Source organism: Rhizobium sp. 268 (genome assembly GCF_036571585.1).
GTDB lineage: Bacteria > Pseudomonadota > Alphaproteobacteria > Rhizobiales > Rhizobiaceae > Rhizobium > Rhizobium redzepovicii.
Genome location: NZ_JAPPSO010000007.1, coordinates 121,667 through 138,070, shown reverse-complemented (window position 1 = coordinate 138,070; position 16,404 = coordinate 121,667). Strand labels below are relative to the sequence as shown.

Annotated in this window: 19 protein-coding genes and 1 tRNA gene; 7 read left to right on the top strand and 13 right to left on the bottom strand. The window is 61.7% G+C overall.

What is annotated here, in order from left to right:
• Positions 1–11 precede the first annotated feature (11 nt).
• A complete protein-coding gene (locus OS035_RS15460; protein WP_037073833.1) occupies positions 12–482 on the bottom strand; it encodes an Hsp20 family protein in 471 nt (156 codons plus the stop codon).
• A gap of 424 nt (positions 483–906) precedes the next feature.
• Here OS035_RS15460 and OS035_RS15455 point away from each other — a divergent pair, with 424 nt between their 5' ends.
• Complete coding sequence (locus OS035_RS15455) at positions 907–1,881, top strand: alpha/beta fold hydrolase (protein ID WP_097628798.1); 975 nt, start codon at positions 907–909, stop codon at positions 1,879–1,881.
• A 25-nt stretch (positions 1,882–1,906) separates the two neighbouring features.
• Here OS035_RS15455 and hisN read toward each other — a convergent pair whose 3' ends face one another.
• Complete coding sequence (gene hisN / locus OS035_RS15450; protein ID WP_183778624.1) at positions 1,907–2,680, bottom strand: histidinol-phosphatase; 774 nt, start codon at positions 2,678–2,680, stop codon at positions 1,907–1,909.
• Between the two features lie 269 nt (positions 2,681–2,949).
• A complete protein-coding gene (locus tag OS035_RS15445; RefSeq protein WP_003585818.1) occupies positions 2,950–3,831 on the bottom strand; it encodes an N-formylglutamate amidohydrolase in 882 nt (293 codons plus the stop codon).
• A 186-nt stretch (positions 3,832–4,017) separates the two neighbouring features.
• Between OS035_RS15445 and cpdR1 the strand changes: the two genes are divergently transcribed.
• Together cpdR1 and OS035_RS15435 are read left to right on the top strand one after the other, a co-directional pair.
• Entirely contained in the window at positions 4,018–4,380 is a 363-nt protein-coding gene (gene cpdR1, locus OS035_RS15440; RefSeq protein WP_003542883.1) for a response regulator CpdR1, read from the top strand.
• Positions 4,381–4,464: 84 nt separating this feature from the next.
• Positions 4,465–4,539, top strand: a tRNA-Val gene (locus OS035_RS15435).
• Here OS035_RS15435 and OS035_RS15430 read toward each other — a convergent pair.
• The gene (locus tag OS035_RS15430; protein WP_183778622.1) at positions 4,528–4,914 is read right to left on the bottom strand and encodes a hypothetical protein; all 387 of its coding nucleotides are present in this window, start codon (positions 4,912–4,914) and stop codon (positions 4,528–4,530) included. The genes OS035_RS15435 and OS035_RS15430 overlap by 12 nt on opposite strands.
• A gap of 161 nt (positions 4,915–5,075) precedes the next feature.
• Here OS035_RS15430 and OS035_RS15425 point away from each other — a divergent pair, with 161 nt between their 5' ends.
• Together OS035_RS15425 and OS035_RS15420 are read left to right on the top strand one after the other, a co-directional pair.
• Complete coding sequence (locus OS035_RS15425) at positions 5,076–6,119, top strand: porin (protein ID WP_097628746.1); 1,044 nt, start codon at positions 5,076–5,078, stop codon at positions 6,117–6,119.
• A 359-nt stretch (positions 6,120–6,478) separates the two neighbouring features.
• Positions 6,479–6,991: a hypothetical protein gene (locus tag OS035_RS15420; protein ID WP_097628745.1), complete on the top strand. Its 513-nt coding sequence runs from the start codon at positions 6,479–6,481 to the stop codon at positions 6,989–6,991.
• A 63-nt stretch (positions 6,992–7,054) separates the two neighbouring features.
• Here OS035_RS15420 and OS035_RS15415 read toward each other — a convergent pair whose 3' ends face one another.
• Positions 7,055–7,780: a hypothetical protein gene (locus OS035_RS15415; protein ID WP_097628797.1), complete on the bottom strand. Its 726-nt coding sequence runs from the start codon at positions 7,778–7,780 to the stop codon at positions 7,055–7,057.
• A 218-nt stretch (positions 7,781–7,998) separates the two neighbouring features.
• Between OS035_RS15415 and OS035_RS15410 the strand changes: the two genes are divergently transcribed.
• A complete protein-coding gene (locus tag OS035_RS15410; protein WP_097628744.1) occupies positions 7,999–8,511 on the top strand; it encodes an MgtC/SapB family protein in 513 nt (170 codons plus the stop codon).
• 54 nt (positions 8,512–8,565) lie between these two features.
• Here OS035_RS15410 and OS035_RS15405 read toward each other — a convergent pair whose 3' ends face one another.
• Complete coding sequence (locus tag OS035_RS15405) at positions 8,566–8,742, bottom strand: hypothetical protein (protein ID WP_183778620.1); 177 nt, start codon at positions 8,740–8,742, stop codon at positions 8,566–8,568.
• A gap of 63 nt (positions 8,743–8,805) precedes the next feature.
• Positions 8,806–9,036: a hypothetical protein gene (locus OS035_RS15400; RefSeq protein ID WP_097628743.1), complete on the bottom strand. Its 231-nt coding sequence runs from the start codon at positions 9,034–9,036 to the stop codon at positions 8,806–8,808.
• A 337-nt stretch (positions 9,037–9,373) separates the two neighbouring features.
• Here OS035_RS15400 and OS035_RS15395 point away from each other — a divergent pair, with 337 nt between their 5' ends.
• Positions 9,374–10,465 (top strand): DUF475 domain-containing protein, encoded by a 1,092-nt coding sequence (locus OS035_RS15395; protein ID WP_183778618.1) that lies wholly within the window; start codon positions 9,374–9,376, stop codon positions 10,463–10,465.
• A 123-nt stretch (positions 10,466–10,588) separates the two neighbouring features.
• Here the strand turns inward: OS035_RS15395 and OS035_RS15390 are convergent, their stop codons facing one another.
• The 6 genes from OS035_RS15390 to OS035_RS15365 all read right to left on the bottom strand — a co-directional run bounded on the left by OS035_RS15390 (position 10,589) and on the right by OS035_RS15365 (position 16,214).
• The gene (locus tag OS035_RS15390; protein ID WP_331813852.1) at positions 10,589–10,759 is read right to left on the bottom strand and encodes a hypothetical protein; all 171 of its coding nucleotides are present in this window, start codon (positions 10,757–10,759) and stop codon (positions 10,589–10,591) included.
• Between the two features lie 150 nt (positions 10,760–10,909).
• Positions 10,910–12,427 carry a tripartite tricarboxylate transporter permease gene (locus OS035_RS15385; protein ID WP_003585833.1) on the bottom strand — a complete coding sequence of 506 codons (1,518 nt, stop codon included), beginning with the start codon at positions 12,425–12,427 and terminating at the stop codon, positions 10,910–10,912.
• Positions 12,428–12,515: 88 nt separating this feature from the next.
• Positions 12,516–13,007, bottom strand: a complete 492-nt coding sequence (locus tag OS035_RS15380; protein ID WP_012558939.1) for a tripartite tricarboxylate transporter TctB family protein — start codon at positions 13,005–13,007, stop codon at positions 12,516–12,518.
• Positions 13,004–13,948, bottom strand: a complete 945-nt coding sequence (locus tag OS035_RS15375; RefSeq protein WP_097628740.1) for a Bug family tripartite tricarboxylate transporter substrate binding protein — start codon at positions 13,946–13,948, stop codon at positions 13,004–13,006. Before OS035_RS15375 ends, OS035_RS15380 begins: the two co-directional genes overlap by 4 nt.
• Positions 13,949–14,233: 285 nt before the next feature.
• Entirely contained in the window at positions 14,234–15,280 is a 1,047-nt protein-coding gene (locus OS035_RS15370; RefSeq protein ID WP_097628739.1) for an ABC transporter substrate-binding protein, read from the bottom strand.
• 64 nt (positions 15,281–15,344) lie between these two features.
• Complete coding sequence (locus OS035_RS15365; RefSeq protein WP_331813851.1) at positions 15,345–16,214, bottom strand: ornithine carbamoyltransferase; 870 nt, start codon at positions 16,212–16,214, stop codon at positions 15,345–15,347.
• Between the last annotated feature and the right edge of the window lie 190 nt (positions 16,215–16,404).

Genomic DNA, 16,404 nt, shown 5'->3' with positions numbered 1-16,404 from the left:
AACGGATGTGATTAGCCGTTGATGACTTGCGCTTCGATGGCCTTCGGAGCCTCGACCGGCTCTGCGGCAATCGCAATCTTGCGGGGCTTCATGGCCTCGGGAATGTTGCGCAGAAGGTCGATATGCAGCAGGCCGTTCTTCAGCGAAGCGGCAGTCACCTCGACATGGTCGGCAAGCTGGAAGCGGCGCTCGAAGGCGCGCTTGGCGATGCCGCGATAGAGGAATTCGCCATTTTCGGCAGGTTCCTCGGCCTTTTCACCCTTCACGGACAGCACATGGGCGTGGGCTTCGATCGAAAGTTCGGTCTCGTCGAAACCGGCAACCGCCATGGTGATCCGATAGGTGTTTTCACCGGTGCGCTCGATATTATAGGGCGGATAGGTCTGGGCCTGCTCCGGCTGGGCGAGGCTGTCGAGCATGGTGAAGAGCCGGTCGAAACCGACGGTCGAGCGATAGAGCGGAGAGAAGTCTACGTGACGCATGATGTCCTCCTGTGGAAGCGACGTGTTGCGATAAAATGCCCCTGAAACCCCATCTTTGGCGGTCTCGGGACGGTTGCGCGGGCCCTCTTCGGCACCCGCAAAAAGGAGATGGTGATGGGATTTGACGAGTTCAAGACCCTCCCGAAATTGCCCGGCCGGCCCGTGAACCCCGCATGAACGGCCGGTTCGGAGCGCATTCAGGCGCCGGCGCCTAGAGATCGCAGCGTCGGGTGAATCTGGTCCCGATGGCTGAAGTGCATCGTCCCTTCTTCTTCAGCCTCAAACTCGGCCGGCTGTGAGCACCCTCATGCTCCTGCCGGCCCTTTTCGCGCTTTGCAGACTTGCGGACGCCGCCGCTTTCCAAGCCGGGTGCCATGCGTTATCCCTGATGCGAAGCACTCAGCAGCGGCGCATTGGCAAAGTCATGGATCAGGTTCTCTATTCGACGCCCGACAATCCCGCCCCGGAAAACCGCACGGAAGGGTTCTTCGAAACCCATGACGGCCACCGGCTGCGTTATGCCGTTTTTCGCTCCGGCGCCCAGGTCGCCAAGGGCACGGTCGTCATCCTGCACGGCCGCAACGAATATATTGAGAAATATTTCGAGACGATCCGCGACCTGACGGCCAAAGGTCTCTGGGTCGCCACCTTCGATATGCGCGGCCAGGGCGGTTCTGGACGGCTCCTGAAGCGGCGCAACCACGGCCACATCCGCCGCTTCGGCGATTACGAACGTGATCTCGACACCTTCCTCGAAAAGGTGGTGCTGCCGGATACCCGCCTGCCCTTCTACCTGCTCGCTCATTCCACAGGCGGGTTGATCGCGCTCTCGGCCGCGCCCTATCTCAACACCCGTATCGATCGCATGGTGCTGTCGGCGCCCTTTATCGGCCTGACCGGCCAGTCGGCCTCGCCCCGCGTCATCCGCGCCCTGGCCGGCGCGTTGACGGCAATCGGTCTTGGTTCCTTGCCGCTGACCTCGAAGCTGAAGGAACCGGATTTCCGCGACAACCCGCTGACCTCGGACGAAACCCGCTTTGAGCGCAATGTCGCGATGATGAAGGCGCATCCCGAGCTGACGCTCGGGCCGCCGACGGCCCGCTGGCTGACCGAGGCTTTCCGCACGATGGACCGGGTCACCTCGCCCTACCATCTCTTCTCGATCACCATCCCGACCATCGTCATCGCTCCGACGCGTGACGGTGTCGTGCCCTACACAGCGCAGGAGCGGCTCTCGCGTTATTTCCGCGCCGGCCAGCTGATCCCGATCAACGGCGCCCGCCACGAGATTCTCCAGGAACGGGATACCTACCGCGCGGCCGCCCTTGCCGCCTTCCACGCCTTCATTCCCGGCAGTGACGCCGAGGAAAACCAGGATGTCGCCGCCCTCGGCACATGAATGGGTTTAGCCCTGCGGATCCGGATCAACGCTGCAGGATGGCGATCGCCTGCTCGTAGACGGCCCGGCTGCCGGCGGCGATGATCGAGCCGCCGTTCTCAGGCCGCCCGCCGTCCCAGGTGGTGATGATGCCGCCCGCCCCTTCGATGACCGGAATGATACCGCCGACGTCATAGGGCTTCAGACTGTTTTCGATGACGAGATCGATATGGCCGGCGGCAAGCAGCGCATAGGCATAGCAGTCGCATCCATAGCGGAAGAGCCGCACCTGGCCCTCGATCTCCCGGTATTTTTCCATCTCCGTGCCGGCGAAGAGATGCGGCGAGGTGGTGAACAGGATGGCGTTCGAAAGCGTCTCGCACTGGCGCGTCATCAGCCGCCGTTCGCCCTCCGGCCCGCTATAGATCGAACCATTCTGATCGGCGAAATAACGCTCGCCGGTAAAGGGCTGTTCGATCATGCCCATGATCGCTCGGCCCTCTTTCTGCAGACCGATCAGCGTCCCCCACACCGGCAGGCCTGATATGAAGGCGCGCGTGCCGTCGATCGGATCGATCACCCAGACATAGTCGCGGTCGAGCCCGATATTACCGTGCTCCTCGCCGAGAATGCCATGGTCGGGAAAACTCTCTTCGATCAGCGCCCGGATGGCAAGTTCGGCCGCCCGGTCACCCTCCGTCACCGGATCGAATCCGGAGGAAAGCTTGTTGGTGACGTCGAGGCCGGAGCGGAAACGCGGCAGCGTCTCGGCCTTGGCGGCCTCCGCCAGACGGTTGAAGAACGAGCGGTCAGGAAGCATGGTCGATCCGTTTGCTGGCGGGCGTGGTGCCTTCATAGCGAAAAGCAGCGGGAATGCAAACGCGGGCCGTTCGGCTGAACTGCCCAAAGATATCGCAGCGCAATATATTGCTTGACATTTGTGCAACGCAATAGTAGCCTCCTTCGTACAGTCTTCTGACTGTAAATACCCTCCTTGGGTGTTTCCTCCCTAGACTTAGCCGCGCTTACAAGCGCGGTTTTTTTTGGCGGCGAAGACCGGCCGGATAATATCGGTGAAATCGACGCAGGCTATTCGGCGGCCAGCGCCCGATCGCCGGCGAATTTCTCGACATAATCCGCCATCTGCTGCATGAAACCCGTGACCGCCTCGGCCACCGCGGCGAAGTCAGCGCGTTTTTCCAGCGTCACCTCGTCGACATAGATCGCCCGGTTCACTTCGATCTGCAGCGCATGCAGCCCGCGCGAGGGCCGGCCGTAATGTTCGGTGATGAAGCCGCCGGCATAGGGCTTGTTGCGGATTGCCGCGAAACCCATTTCCTCGAGGATGGCGATGGCGGCGCGCGAAAGTTCGGCCGATGCACTGGTGCCGTAGCGATCGCCGATGATGAAATCGGGCCGTGCGGTATAGCCGGCGACACGCACATTGCCGGGCATCGAGTGGCAGTCGATCAGCACGCCGAAGCCGAACTGCACATGCGTCCGCGCGATCAGCCGCCGGAGCGTCGCATGATAGGGCTTGTAGACCGCTTCGACCCGGTCGAGCCCCTCCTGCACCGGCAGCCGCCGCGCATAGATCTCCATGTTCTCGGCGACGATACGCGGAATGGTGCCGAGCCCGCCGGCGACCCGCAGCGAATTGACATTGGCATAGGGCGGCAGTAGCCCGTCGAACATCCGCGGGTCGAGCTCGTAGGGCTCGCGATTGACGTCGAGATAGGCGCGCGGAAAGTTGGCGGCGAGAAGCGGTGCGCCGAGTGCCACGGCCGAGCCGAAGAGCTCGTCGACATAATGATCCTCGGAACGGCGGATGGCGATGCCCTCGAGCCTGGACTGGGCGATAAATTCCGGTGGATAAATACGGCCGCTATGCGGGGAGTTGTAGACGAAGGGAATGGTCTGCGACACGGGCTCATGAACCTCAAAAAGCTCGTATTCGCGTATCTCCGGCACTTTCGGCCCTCTTTACCATGTCATGAACTGGCTGCTGTGCCCATGTTGCCAGTTGCCCGGCCCCAAGTCCATACTATGTAGGAGGGATGCGGCCGCGCACAGGCAATTCACCGGTTGTTTACCGGGTCAAGACTAGTGTAAACGCTTGGCAGCCCACCAAAACTTATTGATCAGCGGTCTGGATTGATGACTCAGAAGATACTTCTCGCAGAAGACGACAACGACATGCGCCGCTTCCTGGTGAAAGCGCTCGAAAAGGCCGGTTACAAGGTCCTTTCCTATGACAATGGCGCCAGCGCCTACGACCGGCTGCGCGAGGAGCCGTTTTCCCTGCTGCTGACCGATATCGTCATGCCCGAGATGGACGGCATCGAGCTGGCGCGCCGCGCCACCGAACTCGACCCCGACCTGAAGGTGATGTTCATCACCGGCTTTGCGGCCGTGGCGCTGAACCCTGATTCGAAGGCGCCGAAGGATGCCAAGGTCCTTTCTAAGCCTTTCCACCTGCGCGATCTCGTCGACGAGGTCAACAAAATGCTTGCCGCATAAGGCTTGCCGGGTGGCGTGTCACAAAACTGAAAAAAGCCTATTGACGGCTCCGAAGGTTTTGTGATCTATGCGCCGCCATCGGATGGGCGTGTAGCTCAGCGGGAGAGCACTACGTTGACATCGTAGGGGTCACAGGTTCAATCCCTGTCACGCCCACCATCCGATCTCCTTGCCCCACGAGGGGTTTTCGCCAAACCGCTGATTGGTGAATTGTTCCCGGTTATCTTCTTTACCACTGCCGATGCCGGATCTTCGTCGCTTCTGGCGCATGCGACATAGCGTCGATCGCTGGTCCGCTGCCAGTGAGACTTTGAGCCCGACATCCGCACGTCCGCACAAAGCGCGCTGGTCAGGTTGAGCCGATTCACGCAGATTGCGATTATCTGCGCTCGCATATAAGAACGCGCTCATTCGAGCATCAATTGCATACCACTCACGAGCCCTCAGCCCTTCGTTGTTTGTGACGGACAGATGACGAGTTTGTGACAAAACGCGTGTTATTTCAGCAACATAACCATGCCGGCCTGCTGTCATGATTGATATCGTTGTTGCGGCGCAGCATCCCCTATGTAAGTTCCGCGGCGAGGCAGGCGCCAAGCCAAAAGGCGCCGCTTCGCTCACACGGGGTGAAGATCCGTAGGGACTGCCGATGGCAACGGTCTTCATCCTCTTGCATCTGAACTGGAGGTTATTCCATGAACATCAAGAGCCTTCTTCTCGGCTCCGCTGCTGCTCTCGCAGCAGTATCCGGCGCCCAGGCTGCTGACGCTATCGTTGCTGCCGAGCCGGAACCGGTTGAATATGTTCGCGTCTGCGACGCTTACGGCACCGGCTATTTCTACATCCCGGGCACCGAAACCTGCCTCAAGATCAACGGCTATATCCGTTTCCAGGTTGACGTCGCTCCGAACGCCAGCTCGATCGGCGCCAGCGGCGGCGGTTCTGTCGCCAACGACTCGGATTGGGACGCCCGTACGCGCGGCCAGGTTCAGTTCACCGCCAAGAGCGACACCGAATACGGTCCGCTGACCGGCGTCATCGTCATGCAGTTCAATGCTGACAACGCCTCTGCCCAGAAGGCTCAGCTCGACTCCGCTTACCTCGACATCGCCGGCTTCCGCGCTGGTCTGTTCTACAGCTGGTGGGACGACGGCCTCTCCGGCGAAACCGACGACATCGGCTCGCCGGTCACGCTGCATAACTCCATCCGTTATCAGTACGAAACCGACGCCTTCTACGCCGGCATCAGCGTCGACGAGCTGGAAGACAGCCCGTTCTACAACGGCGAAACCGCAAACAACGTCGGCGTTGCCGTCGGTCTCGGCGGCAAGGCCGGTGCCTTCAGCTACCAGATCACTGCCGGTTACGACACCGACAACGAAGAAGGCGCCATCCGGGCCATGGGTACGGTTGCTGTCGGCCCGGGCACGCTCGGCCTCGCAGTTGTCTACGCAACGAACCCGAACGCCTATTACAACAAGGCTGAATGGGCAATCGCTGCCGAATACGCCATCAAGGCGACTGACAAGCTGAAGATCACCCCGGCTGTTCAGTACTACGACAACTACGGTGTCACTGCCGGCGAGTTCAACGACGACGTCAGCGCCTGGAAGGCCGGCGTAACGATCGACTACCAGATCGTCGACAACCTCGCAGCCAAGGTCTCGGTTCAGTACCTCGATCCGGACAATGCTGCTGACGTAACCTCGGGCTACTTCCGCCTGCAGCGCGCGTTCTAATAAAAGGGCTGCTGGCGACTTGCTACGGCGCTGTGTGCCGGCAGCTACAAATTCCTGATCCGACTGACCTCCGATCGGGAAAGAATGGGCCTGGACTTCCCTGCCTAGGCCCATTCCCCTTGACCAGAATGTGTCCAAGACGGCAGGCGCTCTATCAGCGCCTTGCCACCGCCATGCCGCATCTGTTCGTTGTCGATGCTCCGCATCCCAACCCATCGCCGACCCTTGTGACCGCTTCCCGAGCCAGCCCGGCCGCCGATGGAAACTTTCCGCCTCGGGGAACAACAGAACCAAATTTCGGACACAGAGCCGTGCCATGGCCGAACCGAGGATGAGGTGGTGATTCGCCTCGCCAGCACATGGGGTTTGAGATCGAAATGAAATTATCCGCGCCTGTTGCCGCCGCAATTTTTTCCGCCGCCCTCGCCTTGCCGGCCGCTGCAGCGCCAGCGTCTCCTGCCGAGACGTTTCCAGGCGCGCCCGGCGTCATCACGCTCTCCGGCAAATGCGCCAAGCTTGTCGTCGCCAAGTTCGACGCCACCAAGGGCTGCAAGAACGAACTCGCCAGCGTCACGCTGGTCAATGGCCTGGTGACCTTCATCTTCACGTCGGACGGCAAGGCGCTCGGCTTTCAGGGCGATGGCAGCGGCATCAAGCCCGCTTCCAACGGCAATGCCCGCCTGCCGCTCAGCCTCGTCACCACAGGCGTCGGCAATAAGATGACCGGGGAGGTTAAGGTCGCTGGCTTCTGCACCTTCGGCAATCCCTATGCCGGCAAGCCGATTGCGATCGAATGTACGGCCGAAAGCAAGGATTCCTCGTTTACCGGCAGCTTCCGCACCGGCGGCAAGCTGGTGAAAAAGGGAAAGTAGAGCAATCCCGGCAAAAGGGCGCAGCGGTTTAGCGTCCGGGATTGTGTGAAAATGTTCTAGCCGTCAGGCGCACCACGCACCGCCGGCAGCGCCTGGCTTGCGCGCCAGCCCTTCATTGATCAGCTGCGCGCCGAACGAGCGCCCGTCGCGCGAGACAACACGCGGCGCTCCGGATGGCTCAGCCTTGCCCGCAGCATTTATGGTGAAGGGACCGGCGTTCAGAAGGGCCAGCAGCCGAGACTTTGCGGCAAAGGCCACCCTACGTTCGCCGTCACATCGCGCCTGGTAGACGACCGGGCTTGCCATATCGGCGATCACGATCTTCTCCCCCTTGTACCAGAAGACGCCGCCATCGCCGACGCAGTTGATATGGGCGCCTTGCCCGCAATAACCAAAAGCGATTGTCCCGGTTTCCGGATTGGCGGGGGTAAGTGGAGACGGCACCGCCTTGCCCGGCTGGACGGCTGGCGTCGGGATGGTCGCCGGCGGCAGCAGCTGCGATTGCGGCGCCGGCGGTACGGCTTTCGGCGTGGGTGTGGCAAGCGCCACCTGCTTCGGCGGCACGTCCTTCCTGGCGGCAGGTCTACGCTCCGCCGTTTCGCGCGCCACCGGCGCCGATTGCCGGGCAAACATCGGCTGGATGCTCCTCCAATGGTCATGGGCGACGATGCCGCCGATCGCGGCAATGCCGATCACCGCCCAGGGCAGCAATCCGCCACCGCTGCTGCGCGCTTTGCTCTTTCCTCTCGCCGGCGCCTTGCGGCGGCCGCGTGTCGCTGTCTTGGCCATCTGTCCGAATCCCGTGAGGCCGGGATTATCGCCGCCCAATCCTTTCTGAAAGGTTGGCGCCGCGGCACGACGATGCCGGGTTCGCCGATCTTTCATGCGAATACCAGCCGGCTTGGGAGAAGCGCTGCGTGGAATCCACGCGAATGAGTGAAAAAAGCCGAACAAATCTAGCGCTCAGACGTTAGCCAGCGAAAAATTCATCCGTTGTAGGAAAATCCATGGATCTGATCATCGCCGACATGATACCGGCGTCGCGTATCCACTATCCCATCATCTTTGCCCGCCTGCTCGGTGCCATCGTCTTCGGCGGGTTGATAGGCTTCGAGCGTGAGGCACGCGACCGCCCGGCAGGCTTCCGCACCCATATTCTGATCAGTCTTGCTGCTGCCCTCTTCGCCATCATTTCGATCGAGGCGGTGCACATGCCGGGGTTTGCCGATGACGAGCAGGTGCGGATCGACCCGCTGCGCGTCATCGAAGCCGTGACCGCCGGCGTCGCCTTCCTTGCCGCCGGCATGATCGTCTTTGCCAGGGGCCGGGTGCACGGGCTGACGACGGGGGCCGGCATGTGGCTTTCCGGCGCAATCGGCCTTGCCATGGGTTTCGGATATTGGCCGATCGCCTTCTTCACGACGTTGGCTGCCATTTGCGTGCTCTTCGCCTTCGGCAAGCTCGAACACCGATTCGGCTACAATTCCGCCCGGCGCGCCGATCGGGACAAAGAGCAGTAGAAAACGAAACGCCCGGCATATGCCGGGCGTATATCATTGCGCCTGTCTGATTCGTCATTCGGAGCGTGCGGCCGGAGCATCGCTTGTCCCAACCGGCGCCGGGCCGCCGGAGGCGGTAAGCGGCTTCTGGCGTTTGCCGATATCAATGCGCTCGTCCGCCGCCTCGCGCACGGCCTGCCATTCGTTTTCGTGCCGGATAAAAATCTCGCGGGGCACAAAGTTGATCGTCATATTGTTTCTCACCCTGTTTCAATTCTGCGGTAAGCCGCGCCAAGCAGGCTTGCGCAATGCCGGTTATTTCTTGCTTTCTGCATTACCCTTGATGTCGGGACCACCCTTGGAAAGATCCGCACCGGTAACGTGGGCTGGCACGTGGATGTCGTGGTAGACGCCCGGGGTCAGAGTCAGGTCGACATGATGCGGCGGCAGCACCTGCGCCTTCTGCATGCGGTTCGGCTTCGCCCGCTTCATGCGGTCGGACGCCTCCGTGCGTTTGTCGGGAACATGGGTCGAAGTGTGCATCATCGGCCTCCTTTTTAAGCTCAACCAGTGTCTAACGAGCAGGCACCGGGATGGTTCCAAAAAAACACTTCGTCTCCGTGCGGCCGCCGGCCTTGACTGCCTCGCGAAGTTGATTACCTATGGCCTGTCCCCAGCCTTCCAGACATCGGCTGCGGGTAAGTTTGGTGCCGGGCCCCTCTGGCGAGAGTTTTTACGGCGCTCTCGTGATGTCGGTACCGCCTGCAGCTTAGCCGGCGGATTTTTCATCGATGAACAAGATCACCATGCCTTATCCGCATGCCCGTTGTGGTATGCCGCGCTCCTCCCTCTCCGCCATGATTTGCGGCCGCGAGGTGCGGCCATGAACCAGCCCGCGACCCACCACTCCTCGCTCAGCTATTTCCGCTGGGCCTTCATCGTCACTGCCCTCGGCCTACTTCTCGGCGCCGTGCTCGGCTGGCAGACGACAGGCACGATCGGCGGCATGGCGACCGTCTTCTTCATCTGCACCGTGCTTGCGGTCCTTGAGATCTCGCTCTCCTTTGACAATGCCATCGTCAACGCCAACAAGCTGAAGGAGATGACACCGGCCTGGCAGAAGCGCTTCCTCACCTGGGGCATCATCATCGCCGTCTTCGGCATGCGCATTGTCTTTCCGCTGGCGATCGTTGCGATCGCGGCACGGATCGGCCCCTGGGATGCGCTTGTGCTTGCCGCCCGTGAGCCGGAAGAATATGCCCGCATCATGAATGACGCGCATCTGCCGATCGCAGCCTTCGGCGGCACCTTCCTGATGATGGTCGGCCTCAGCTACTTCTTCGACCACGAGAAGAAAATCCATTGGTTCCGAGGCCTGGAAAAGGTGATGGCGCGCTCAGCCACCATCAGGGGCATCGAGATCGCTTTCGTTCTGGCGCTGATGCTGGTTTTCTCCTGGCTGATCGGCGGCGAGCAGGCGAGCGTCTTTGTCCATTGCGCCATCTACGGGCTGCTCACCTTCCTGGCGGTCGAGGTGGTGGGTGAACTGCTCGATGCCTCGCAACAGACGATGAGTGCTGCCGCCAAGGGCGGCCTCGGCGCCTTCATCTACCTCGAGGTGCTGGATGCCAGCTTCTCCTTCGACGGCGTCATCGGCGCCTTTGCATTGACGCAGAACCTCTTCGTCATTGCGATCGGCCTCGGTATCGGCGCCATGTATGTGCGCTCGATGACGATCATGCTGGTGGAGAAGGGGACACTTGCCGAATACCGCTATCTCGAGCACGGCGCCTTCTACGCCATCCTGATCCTCTCGGTAATCATGTATGCGCAGACCCTGGTGCACATCCCCGAGGTTATCACCGGGCTCGGCGGCGCGACGCTGATCGGTCTGTCGCTCTGGTCTTCCATTCGCCACAACAGGCGCGAGCGGGTGGAGGATCATGCCAACCGGCAGGAAGAGCTTCACGCCTGACGATTGCAATGCATTTAGAAACAGAGCCGCAGCGCTTGGCGTTGCGGCCTTCCCTTTGGACAAAAATAAAGCCCGCGACCAATCGGTTGCGGGCTAATTCATTCATGCATCGCTTCCAGCTTGTTAGCGGGAAACATGACCGAAGGAGACCGGGTTGATGCGGAGTTCCCTCAGGTCGCTGGCACGCGGCCGGCGGCCGGCTTCAACGGCGGCGCTGACAGCATTTGCGGCGCCAAGCACTGCAAATGCGCGACCGAAGAAACCTGTGCGGACTGAATTGCGGATGGCGGACATTGTCCATTTCCTCTTGTTTTGATTGACCCCTTATAGATGATATCGCGCAGGTCGCCCCACAATGCTCAGAAAATCACCGCAGCCATGCAAAAACAGAAGGCCGGCGCATGTTTCCATGGCCAGCCTTGAGGGAGGGGTAATGTCGTCTTTTTAGTCTTCGTTTGCAGCCAGCTGCGACAGCACCTGGCCGCGACCGCGAATCCGCAGGATCAGCGGGATGAGAAAGGCAGCCGCCGCAACGATCAGCAGTCCGGCGGCGATCGGCGACATCACCAGCGTCGTGACGTCGCCTTGGCTGATCGCCAGCGCACGGCGCAGCTGCTGCTCGGCCAGCGGCCCGAGGATCAGGCCGACGACGGCAGGCGCAATCGGATAGCCGAAGAGCCGCATGAGATAGCCGAGCAAGCCGAAGGCGAGCAGCATGCCGAGTTCGAACACCGACGGATTGGCGCCGATCGTCCCAAGTGTCGCAAACAGCAGGATGCCCGCGTAAAGCCAAGGCTTCGGAATCGTCAGCAGCTTTACCCAGAGCCCGATCATCGGCAGGTTCAAGACCAGCAGCATCGCATTGGCGATGAGCAGGCTGGCAATCAGCCCCCAGACGAGCTGCGGATTGGTGGCAAACAGCAGCGGCCCCGGCTGCAAGCCGTATTGCTGGAAGCCGGCAAGCATGATGGCCGCGGTCGCCGTCGTCGGCAGGCCGAGGGTCAGAAGCGGCACCAGCGTGCCAGCGGCCGACGCGTTGTTGGCAGCCTCTGGACCGGCCACGCCTTCGATCGCGCCATGGCCGAACTCCTCCGGGTTCTTCGCCAGCCGCTTTTCGGTGGCATAGGAGAGGAAAGTGCCGATTTCAGCGCCGCCCGCCGGCATCGCGCCGATCGGAAAGCCGATCAAGGTGCCGCGCAGCCAGGGCTTCCAGGACCGCGCCCAGTCCTCAGCCGTCATCCACAACGAACCCTTGACCGCCTCGACCTTCTCGGCGATGCGGTTGCCCTGCGCGGCGATATAAAGCGTCTCGCCGATCGCAAACATCGCCACCGCAAGCGTCGTCACCTCGACACCGTCGAGCAGGTCGGGAATGCCGAAGGAAAGCCGCGCCTGCCCCGTCTGCTGGTCGATGCCGACCATGGCGAGCGCGAAGCCGATGAACAGCGCCGTCAAACCCCTAAGGGCTGAATCGCCGAAGGCCGAGGAGACGGTGACGAAGGCAAGCACCATCAGCGCGAAATATTCGCGCGGCCCGAAGACCAGCGCCAGCTTGACAATATAAGGAGCAATGAAGGCGAGCCCCAGCGTCGCAATCAGGCCGGCGACGAAGGAGCCGATCGCCGCTGTCGCCAGCGCCGGTCCGCCGCGCCCGGCGCGCGCCATCTTGTTGCCCTCGAGCGCCGTGACGATCGAGGCGCTTTCACCCGGCGTGTTGAGCAGGATCGAGGTCGTCGAGCCGCCATACATGCCACCATAATAGATGCCGGCGAACATGATCAGCGAGCCGCCGGGATCGAGCTTGTAGGTGACGGGCAACAGCAGCGCCACGGTGAGTGCCGGGCCGATGCCGGGCAGCACGCCGACGGCGGTGCCGAGCGTCACGCCGACCAGCGCATAAACCAGGTTCATCGGCTGCATCGCAACCAGGATACCCTGCCATAGGAATTCGAATGTGCTCATCTTGGTGTCCCAAGCAGCGTTCCCGACCATGTGATTTCGAGGTCAGGCGCCGCGTAAAATCAAAAGAGCTGACAGCGCGTCCGCGCGATCAGAAGAACAGATGTTCGAGCGGGCCGGCCGGCAGCGTCAACTGCAGCAGCTGCGAGAAAATCGCCCAGACGACGAAGCTGAGGACGATGCCAAGCGGCAGCGAGAACCAGAGCTTGCGTTTGCCGAAACCGCGAGCCGTCAGTGCGAAGAGGATGCCGGTGGCAATCGAGAAACCGGCGACACGCAGCAGCAGCATCTGGCCGGCAAGACCAGCGACGATCCAGATGACGGGCGCCACTTCCTGCCGGTCGCGCTCCGGAAACTCGCCGCGCCAGGCTTCGGCGACGGTCCAGACCCCGAGACAGAAGAGGCCGAACGCCACCACTTGAGGCACCGTCGCCGGGCCGATGCGGTCGTATTGCGCGATCGTCTTCAGATGCGAGGCATCCCAGGCCATTACGCCGGCGACGACGAAGAGGAAAACGGCAATGATGAACGCCGCCCAATCAGGGCGGCGTGTGGTTGCCGAGGAGGTGTTATCCTCGCTCATTGAACAAGTCCGATATCTTTGAGAATGCCTTCGGTGGCGGAGACATCCTTTTCGAGCTGCGCCTTGAAGGCGTCGCCTGACAGATAGGTGTCGGCCCAGCCCTTGGTCTTCAGAGTTTCCTGCCAAGTGGCCGAGCTATGCAGCTTCTCGAAATCGGCGGTGACGCCTGCCACCTGCTCTGCCGACAAGCCCGGGGCTGCGGCAACCATGCGCCAGTTCTGGATGGTGACGTCGGTGCCGGCTTCCTTCAGCGTCGGGGCATCGACGCCGTCGATGCGCTTGTCGCTGGAGACGGCGAGAAGACGGAGCGTGCCGGATTTCACCTGCGATTCGAACTCGCTGTAGCTCGAGACGCCGGCTGTGACCTGGCCGCCGAGAATGGCGGCGAGCGCTTCACCGCCGCCGGAGAAGGCAACGTAGTTGATCTTCGTCGGATCGACGCCGGAAGCCTTGGCGATCAGGCCGACCGTGATGTGGTCGGTGCCGCCGGCCGAACCGCCGCCCCAGGAAACCGCGCCCGGATCCTTCTTCAGCGCCGCAACCAGATCGGCCATCGTCTTGATCTCGGAAGAGGCAGGAACGACGACGGCTTCATATTCACCGGTCAGACGCGCGATCGGCGTGACGTCCTTGAGCGTCACCGGCGACTTGTTGGTGAGGATCGCGCCGACCATGACATAGCCGCCGACGATCAGCGAATTCGGATTGCCGGCAGCCTGGCTGCTGAACTGTGCCAGACCGATGGTGCCACCGGCGCCCGGAACATTCTGGACCTGCACGTTGCCGGCGATCTTCTCCTGCTGCAGCGCCGTCTGCAGCGAACGGGCCGTCTGGTCCCAGCCGCCGCCGGGCGCAGCCGGCGCGATGATGGTGTAGTCGGCCGCATAGGCCGGCAGCGCGATGGTCGCGGCAAGAAGGGTTGCGATGAATGTGTGCTTCACGATGTGTCCTCCGTGGGCGGCTGAGCAAACCGCCTGTTATTCTTTAGGAATCGGGAGGAACGGCTGGCCAGCGGACGCAAGCGTCCTGAATGACGAGCAGAATACCTCCCAAGGCTTCAGCTCTCCGCCTCCACGGAGAAGAAGTAGCCAAAGCCACCACAACAAGCTGTCATTTAGCTGACATCGGTGAGATATCCAGGAGAAGGGGCCACTTTTTTGCCGTAATTGCCGGGCGCCGGTCTAAACTGGGGTCCTCTGTGTGGACCGGCCGACCCCTGAAACGCTTCACTGCGCCCGCAACACCTCGTTCCAGTGTGCGATCAGCCGCGCCCGTTTCACCTGGTCGAGATAGACCATCAGCCCGGGGCTGACCGGCACCGGCCGCAGTTGGGCGCCGAGCAGTTCCTGCAGCGTATTGGCGGTATTTTCGCCAGCCACCTCGGGGCTGACGGCTGGGATCTGCAGCTCGCGCGCCATGATCGTCTGCCCTTCCCTCGACATGAAGAAGGTGAGATAGCGCCGGCCGAGCTCCGGCTCGGCCGCCGCCTGCGGCACCAGCCCGATCCGCGACATTACCACGGTATAGTCCTTCGGCAGTACGATGCCGACATCCGGATAGCGCGAGGCCCAGTCGGCCGCGTAGGAGCCGAGAATATTGTAGCCGAGCACGAAGCGCCCGTCGGCAACACGCTCCAGGATCGCCGAACTCGTCGAATAGAGCTTGACGCCGGCAGCCCCCATCGCTCCGATCACCGACCAGATATCGCCGAACTGCTCCTGGTCACGCGCCATGAACAGAAAACCGACGCCGGAGCGCTCGATATCGTAGGTGCCGATCCGCCCATAGACCTCGTTGCCCTTGCGGGTCAGGTAACCGACGAATTCCGCCCGCGAGCTCGGCACCGGCTCATGCACAAAACTCGGCTTGTGATAGACGAACACCGCCGGCTCGAAGGTCAGCGCATAGGCGGTGTTGCGCCAGTTCGCCCATTTCGGCCATGCAGCACTCATCGGCAGGTTGCTGACCTGCGCATATCCGTCATTGGACAGCTTCACCTGCAAGTCCATCGCCGAGGAAAAGGCAAAGTCCGCCGTCTTCTTGCCGGCATCCGTCTCACGGACGATCCGGTCGTAGATATCGCCGGTCAGCATGTCCTCGTATTTGACCGCGACGTCGGGATTGGCTTCCTGGAAACCCCGGATCATCGGCTGCGCCAACGGCTCGTCGAGCGAGGAATAAACCGTCAACACCGGCGCATCCGCATTGCCGGATTTCGCCGCATAGAAAGCCTGATCGGCCAGCGCAAAGCCCGGCCAGAACGCCAGCAGCAAGATGAAAACTCTCCTCATGCCGCAACAATGCCTCAGCATGCCGAGGGGAGCAAGGGCGGTGGAGCTAGGCGACGACCCATTCCATCAGCGCATTTTGTGCGTGCAGCAGGAAGGCCTTGGCGGCGCGACTTTGGCAAAGCGAATGCTCCATCGCCTCCGCCGTCACCTCCTGGCCGCGTGTCACCGGTGGACACGGCAGGAAGATCGCATCCTCTGGCAAGCGGTCGAGAATATCGGTCCCGATCCGGTAGCCGGCGAGCGCCTCCGAGACGGAATCCCCCGGCCATGAATCGGTGATGACGACGCCTGCATCCGATAGCTCGCCCATATCGGTGCTCGCGCGAAACCGCTCGTTGAGCAGGGCCGCATCACTTATGTGCCAGCGTTCGGGATAGACCTGCACCACCTTGATCGGCAATGCGATCGACGCCTCGACCCAGGAGCGGAGGATATTTGCGTCCGCCGCCACGCCAACGACCTTCAACCCGTCGATCGAGCCGCGCCGGCTCATAATATAGGCAAGATCACCGAGCGTCTCGCAAGAATGGTTGGAGCGTGTGCGTGCATTGATGACAGGCACCGGCGCGGCTATCGCCACCGCCTTCAATGTATTAAGCTCCTTCGTGCGGATCACCAGCATGTCGAACCAGTTGCCGAGATAACCCGCAAGATCGCCGGTTTCCTCCCTGGTATTGAAGCCGATCGGCACATGCACGCAGATACCGCCCATCGCCTGGACGCCGAGATCGAAGGCACTCGTATTGCGCCAGCCGCCGTCGTCGACAATCAGCGCGACGCGTTTTCCCGTAAGGCTCTGCGGCATTGCACGCTCATCCCAGGCTTCGGCGAGCTTGCCCGCGCGAGCGACAATCGATCGAAGCCCGGCCTCCGGAATATCATGAAACTCCAGAAAATGCCGGGCCGAACCTGTCATTCAAAATCTCCGTCGCGCACAAACGCCGCCCACAATAGCCGGCGCCGGTCTCGCAGCAACCGCGAATCACATTGTCGACGGTGTTGCATACCCTGGCCATCTTCCTCCCGGCCGTGCACATGGTTCACGCCTCCAAACCGATCAAGGGCCACTCGATCGAATACCGACCCCGAAGCATCGTCCAAAGCAC

Excerpts from the sequence above, each read along its gene's own strand:
- OS035_RS15400 (WP_097628743.1), bottom strand. The coding sequence starts at position 9,036 with ATGATGCACACTTCGACCCATGTTCCCGACAAACGCACGGAGGCGTCC.
- OS035_RS15405 (WP_183778620.1), bottom strand. The coding sequence starts at position 8,742 with ATGACGATCAACTTTGTGCCCCGCGAGATTTTTATCCGGCACGAAAAC.
- cpdR1 (WP_003542883.1), top strand. The coding sequence starts at position 4,018 with ATGACTCAGAAGATACTTCTCGCAGAAGACGACAACGACATGCGCCGC.
- OS035_RS15455 (WP_097628798.1), top strand. The coding sequence starts at position 907 with ATGGATCAGGTTCTCTATTCGACGCCCGACAATCCCGCCCCGGAAAAC.
- OS035_RS15410 (WP_097628744.1), top strand. The coding sequence starts at position 7,999 with ATGGATCTGATCATCGCCGACATGATACCGGCGTCGCGTATCCACTAT.
- OS035_RS15380 (WP_012558939.1), bottom strand. The coding sequence starts at position 13,007 with ATGAGCGAGGATAACACCTCCTCGGCAACCACACGCCGCCCTGATTGG.
- OS035_RS15425 (WP_097628746.1), top strand. The coding sequence starts at position 5,076 with ATGAACATCAAGAGCCTTCTTCTCGGCTCCGCTGCTGCTCTCGCAGCA.
- OS035_RS15390 (WP_331813852.1), bottom strand. The coding sequence starts at position 10,759 with ATGTCCGCCATCCGCAATTCAGTCCGCACAGGTTTCTTCGGTCGCGCA.
- OS035_RS15365 (WP_331813851.1), bottom strand. The coding sequence starts at position 16,214 with ATGACAGGTTCGGCCCGGCATTTTCTGGAGTTTCATGATATTCCGGAG.
- OS035_RS15415 (WP_097628797.1), bottom strand. The coding sequence starts at position 7,780 with ATGGCCAAGACAGCGACACGCGGCCGCCGCAAGGCGCCGGCGAGAGGA.
- OS035_RS15420 (WP_097628745.1), top strand. The coding sequence starts at position 6,479 with ATGGGGTTTGAGATCGAAATGAAATTATCCGCGCCTGTTGCCGCCGCA.
- hisN (WP_183778624.1), bottom strand. The coding sequence starts at position 2,680 with ATGCTTCCTGACCGCTCGTTCTTCAACCGTCTGGCGGAGGCCGCCAAG.
- OS035_RS15460 (WP_037073833.1), bottom strand. The coding sequence starts at position 482 with ATGCGTCACGTAGACTTCTCTCCGCTCTATCGCTCGACCGTCGGTTTC.
- OS035_RS15430 (WP_183778622.1), bottom strand. The coding sequence starts at position 4,914 with ATGACAGCAGGCCGGCATGGTTATGTTGCTGAAATAACACGCGTTTTG.
- OS035_RS15385 (WP_003585833.1), bottom strand. The coding sequence starts at position 12,427 with ATGAGCACATTCGAATTCCTATGGCAGGGTATCCTGGTTGCGATGCAG.
- OS035_RS15395 (WP_183778618.1), top strand. The coding sequence starts at position 9,374 with ATGAACCAGCCCGCGACCCACCACTCCTCGCTCAGCTATTTCCGCTGG.